General features: G+C 43.5%; 4 protein-coding genes. All 4 read right to left on the reverse strand.

Features of this window, described 5'->3' with window-relative positions; all coding sequences use genetic code 11:
- Positions 1–59 precede the first annotated feature (59 nt).
- The 4 genes from GNE10_RS32175 to GNE10_RS32190 all read right to left on the reverse strand — a co-directional run bounded on the left by GNE10_RS32175 (position 60) and on the right by GNE10_RS32190 (position 4585).
- Positions 60–1901 (reverse strand): ABC transporter ATP-binding protein, encoded by a 1842-nt coding sequence (locus GNE10_RS32175; protein ID WP_185570029.1) that lies wholly within the window; start codon positions 1899–1901, stop codon positions 60–62.
- Between the two features lie 127 nt (positions 1902–2028).
- Positions 2029–3024 (reverse strand): glycosyltransferase family 2 protein, encoded by a 996-nt coding sequence (locus GNE10_RS32180; protein ID WP_099069318.1) that lies wholly within the window; start codon positions 3022–3024, stop codon positions 2029–2031.
- Entirely contained in the window at positions 2975–3337 is a 363-nt protein-coding gene (locus GNE10_RS32185; RefSeq protein ID WP_185570030.1) for a hypothetical protein, read from the reverse strand. The genes GNE10_RS32180 and GNE10_RS32185 overlap by 50 nt, the downstream gene beginning before the upstream one ends.
- Before the next feature lie 36 nt (positions 3338–3373).
- Positions 3374–4585 (reverse strand): glycosyltransferase, encoded by a 1212-nt coding sequence (locus GNE10_RS32190; protein ID WP_185570032.1) that lies wholly within the window; start codon positions 4583–4585, stop codon positions 3374–3376.
- Positions 4586–4623 lie beyond the last annotated feature (38 nt).

Here is a 4623-nt window from a genome sequence, read left to right on the forward strand (position 1 = left end):
ACACTCCCCACACTCCCCACACTTCCCTATCCCCTCATCTCCCCAACTCCCCATCTCTCTCATCTCCCCAACACCCAATCCCCACTCCCCACTTGCTTTTCACAGGTATACATGGCGGCGTATCGTCCATTGAAGCGCAGCAGTTGTTTGTGAGTGCCTTGTTCTAAAATTCGGCCGTTTTCGATGTAAAAAATTAAATCGGCTTGTTCGATCGCTCTAAGGTTATGGGACACTACAAAGGTGGTGCGTTTGTGAGTTAAGCGATCGAGTGCTTCGTTGACGGCGCGTTCGTTTTCGTTGTCCAAGCCAGTGGTTGGCTCATCTAATATGACGATGGCGGCTTGACGAATGGCAGCACGAGCAATGGAAATTCTCTGCCGTTGTCCTCCGGAAAGTGTCGCCCCTCTTTCTCCCAATACTGTTTCGTAGCCTTCGGGTAGTGCCATGATAAAATCGTGGGCGTTTGCTAAACGCGCAGCTTTTTCTATTGCTTCGTCAGAAGCTCCCAAACAACCGTAGGCGATGTTATCTCTGACGCTGGCAGCAAATAAAATTGTATCTTGTAGGACGACGCTAATTTGTCGGCGAATGGATTGCAATTTGTACTGGCGCAAGTCGCCGCCATCAACTAAAATTTGTCCTTCTATTGGGTCATAAAGGCGTAACAGTAAACTAACTAAAGTCGATTTACCACCGCCCGATGGCCCCACTAAGGCAATGCGTTGACCTGGTTGCACCTCAAAAGTGATGTTGTGCAAGATTCTGTTTGTGGGTTCGTAGGCAAAGCTGACATTTTCAAAGCGGACGCTTCCCCGCAAAGGTGGTGCTTCTGTTGCTCCCCGCACATCGCGGATGTCTGGTACTGTGTCTAAGACATCTAAGATGCGTTCGCCGGAGGCGGTAGCTTTAGCGATTTGTCCGGTATACTTGGCAAGTTGGCGCATGGGCTTAAAAGCAATCCGCAGATAGTTGACAAATACCAGTAAATCCCCTGGTGTGATTGCTTGCTTCAATACTAGTTGTACGCCCCGCCATAACACCAAAGCAGTGGCAATACCCACTAGCAGTTCCACCATCCTCTCTAAACCGGCTGCTAATCTTTGAGCTTTGGCACTTTCTTTTAAACTTTGGCGGTTATGGCGAGAAAAGCTATTCTCTAACATATTTTGCAGAGATAGGGCTTGGACAACTTTAATCGCCCCAATGGATTCTGCTGCTGTTGCTGCCATTGCCCCTTCCCGTTGACGTTGCGATCGCACTACTTGTCTGATGCGTTTTGTCAACCGTATGGTACAAAAAACAAACAAAGGAAAAACGGCGACGGCTATCAGCGCTAGTTCCCAGTGCAGCCAGAACATCACAAATATCATCCCCACCAAAGTCAGGGAATGGGCAATTAAAGGTAACACCGCCATCACCGTCACCTCCCGCAGTCTTTCGATGTCGGAGGTAACGCGGGTAATTAAATCCCCTGTCTTGGCTTTGTGATGAAATGACAGCGAGAGATTTTGCAGATGACTGTAAAGTTCAGAGCGAATTTCAGTCAACACATGGCTAGCAGCTAGCGCCATTCCCACTACACTAAAATAAGCAGCAGTAGCCCGCAGTAAAGCGATCGCTACTAACCCCAAAGTCAAAGCTGTTAATAGGCCAAACTGTCCCAGTCCTGATAACACAGGAATTCCCAAAGACTGGGGCTGAAAACCAGGCACAAGAATATAGTCAAAAATGAACTTTAGCGGCCAGGGTTCCAGCAAATGTAAGAAAATTTCAGCCATCAATGCCACAAAAGAGGCAATCAGCAGCGTCTTTTGTTTACTCAACTGGGGCGCAAATCGCCGCAAAATCCGGACAATTCCCGGTAAAGCTGCCCTGAGACTTTTAGAATCTTTAGCCGCCATTATAATAATTGGTGATTCGTAATTAATAGCAAATTGGTATGGAAAGTATTGTTATAAATTTGGAACTTTGTAGTAAATTTTTTTAATCCAAAATCCCAAATTTCAATGTATTGTTGACTGTGAACCGTCAACAACCAACTTGGTTTTGAGTGTAGCGATCGCTAATATAATAATTGAGTTTTTTTTCTAGAGCGATGGCTATTTTTTCTAACCACAAGGGATTGTATCCAAAGGTTAGGCGGTTTAATAACGGCTTCAAAAATCCCTGATGGCGACGGTGTCCCATCCTTTGATAACGCTTTTGAAAATACTTGTCTTTCACTGTCAAATGCCACTTTTGGGCGAAGTGTTCTAAACTAGCAGTTTCCCAAGCATTACTCCAACGCAGCATAAAAAATGCCAGTTCTGACAATTCAAACTTTAGCCCCGGTACATAGGTAACCACCGAAGTCGGTTCGCAGTAAAAAGTCCCTCCAGCCTCAGCCACCGTCAGACAAAAATCGATATGTTCCCGCGTACTCAGCAATTTTTCGTCTAACAATCCGATTTGCTGGAAAATCTCAGCGCGAACTAACATACAATGAAACTCGGCAAACTCGCATTGTTGGCGATAAAGTTGATGGCGGATTTCAACAACTTTGCGATTGACAAAGTAATGTTTTTCATGCAATCGGCGTTTGACTTTACTTTCCTTTTGTTCCACAACAATATGAGCTTCACCACCCGCCAGATGTACTGTTTCTCCTAAAGGTTTACCGATACAAGTCAACGGACACACTACAGTGGCTTTTGTTTCTTGGGCGCATTCCACTAAGGAGTTTAGCCAGCCCGGACTAACAATTACATCGTTGTCGATAAATACTAAATACTCAGTTTCAACTTGTTGTAAACCCAAGTTGCGGGCTTGGTTTGGTGAAAGGTAATGTTCTGTGCGGATTAATTGAAATTTTTTTTCTTGCGCTTGTTGTTGCAAGTAGCGGTGGACGTGTTGCGGCGAACCACCATCTACATAAATTAAAGAAAAAGGTAGTTCAGTGTGTTGGTAAATGCTTTCTAGAGATTCGCGCGTGTAACTAAATCGCTCCCGTTGCGAAACAATTATAGTGATTTGTGGTTTGTTCATAGTGGCGAATAGAAAATGGGAATGTATGGAGATAGGATTTATCTGACAACTGGGATAAAATCTGGAGTTGCTGGATAGTGCTGTCAATTTTTAAGTGGACGAAATTTGATTGCAAGGCGACGCAATTGAGTTGCGATGGACGCAATTGAGTTGCAAGGCGATGCAATTGAGTTGCAAGGCGATGCAATTGAGTTGCAAGGCGATGCAATTGAGTTGCTAGGTGATGCAATTGAGTTGTGATGCGATGCAATTGAGTTGTGAGGCGACGCAATTGAGTTGCAATGCGACGCAATTGAGTTGCTAGGCGATGCAATTGAGTTGCTAGGTCTAAATTACCGCTTCAAACGTATTACACAAGGGATATTTTGTCTAACAAAACAGCTTCAGATCTCCCTAAAGCTCGTTGGTAAACATTTATCCAGTTTTGGAATTCCACTGATGGAGTCAGCTGTTGAGTTACTTTTGTTTTGGCTGCTGCGCCTAACTTTTGCCGTAGTAGTGGTTGAGTGGCTAGATATCGTATTGCGGCGGTTAACTCTTGTGTATTGCCGGGGTTGACTAGCAAACCGTCTACACCGTGTTCTATAATTTCAGCGATCGCATCTACACGAGTGCCAATTATTGCTCTACTGGCTAACATTGCTTCTAAGAGCGTATTCGGACAACCGTCATGCACTGACGGAATAGCAAAAATATCCAGGTATGGCAGATATGCTAAAGCTTCTTGACGACTGGTAATTCCAGTGATGCAGAGGCGATGGCCAATTTGACTTTGCTGTATTTGCTGCTGCCAATATTCTCGCTCTTTATCAATAAAATCACCCACCAACAAAAGTGTTAAATCTAACTCTTCACCCAACTCTACACAAGCATCGAGGAGAAATTCAATTCCCTTTTTGTCTCGGAACCTACCCAATGAACCGACAACAATACCTGATAATTCGTTTACTAAAGATGGCGTAGGGAGTTGTTCAAAGTTGATGGGTGCAATGGAATTCCAAAAAGCTGATGATTTTAACTTGACACTTGGAGCGATAATACTCGCTCTTTTGAGCAAATCACCACTAACAAATGTTACCCAATCAGAATTTTCTAAAATCCACGCTATTTGAGCGTGATGTTTAGGATGAAAAATATGCTTATGTAAATCATTACCGCGAACGCTATTGATTACCGGAACATCATTTTCTTTTGCTAAAAGGGTGGTTATATAACCTGTTTCATTGAGAAAAAAAGCGTGAAATAAATTAAAATTGTATTTTTGATGTAAATATTTGAGTTGTAAATAAATTTCGCTAAAAAAATCTTGAATTTCTGTAACATTGTTGCGAATTGCTGATTGAATCCGATGTACAAATACTCCATTTTGCAGCATTGTTGTACAACCAGCCCGCCTACGAATTCCCTCAGCAGCTAAGCGTTGTTTTGAGCGAAAAACTACAACATGAACTTCATAACCGCGAGTAATTAGCATGTTAGCAATTCGATGCACTGATTCCCCAACACCGCCAATGTCTGGGGGATATTCAAGCGTGGTAATGCAGATTTTAGTTCTATCCATAATTTTAATTTGGGGTTAGGGTTGGGGTTGGGGTTGGG

This window comes from Nostoc sp. 2RC (genome assembly GCF_014222165.1).
In the GTDB taxonomy this organism is placed as follows: domain Bacteria; phylum Cyanobacteriota; class Cyanobacteriia; order Cyanobacteriales; family Nostocaceae; genus Nostoc; species Nostoc linckia.

What these genes read in the sequence shown, in the direction of transcription:
- GNE10_RS32175 (WP_185570029.1), bottom strand. Translation starts at nt 1,901, where the DNA reads ATGGCGGCTAAAGATTCTAAAAGTCTCAGGGCAGCTTTACCGGGAATT.
- GNE10_RS32180 (WP_099069318.1), bottom strand. Translation starts at nt 3,024, where the DNA reads ATGAACAAACCACAAATCACTATAATTGTTTCGCAACGGGAGCGATTT.
- GNE10_RS32190 (WP_185570032.1), bottom strand. Translation starts at nt 4,585, where the DNA reads ATGGATAGAACTAAAATCTGCATTACCACGCTTGAATATCCCCCAGAC.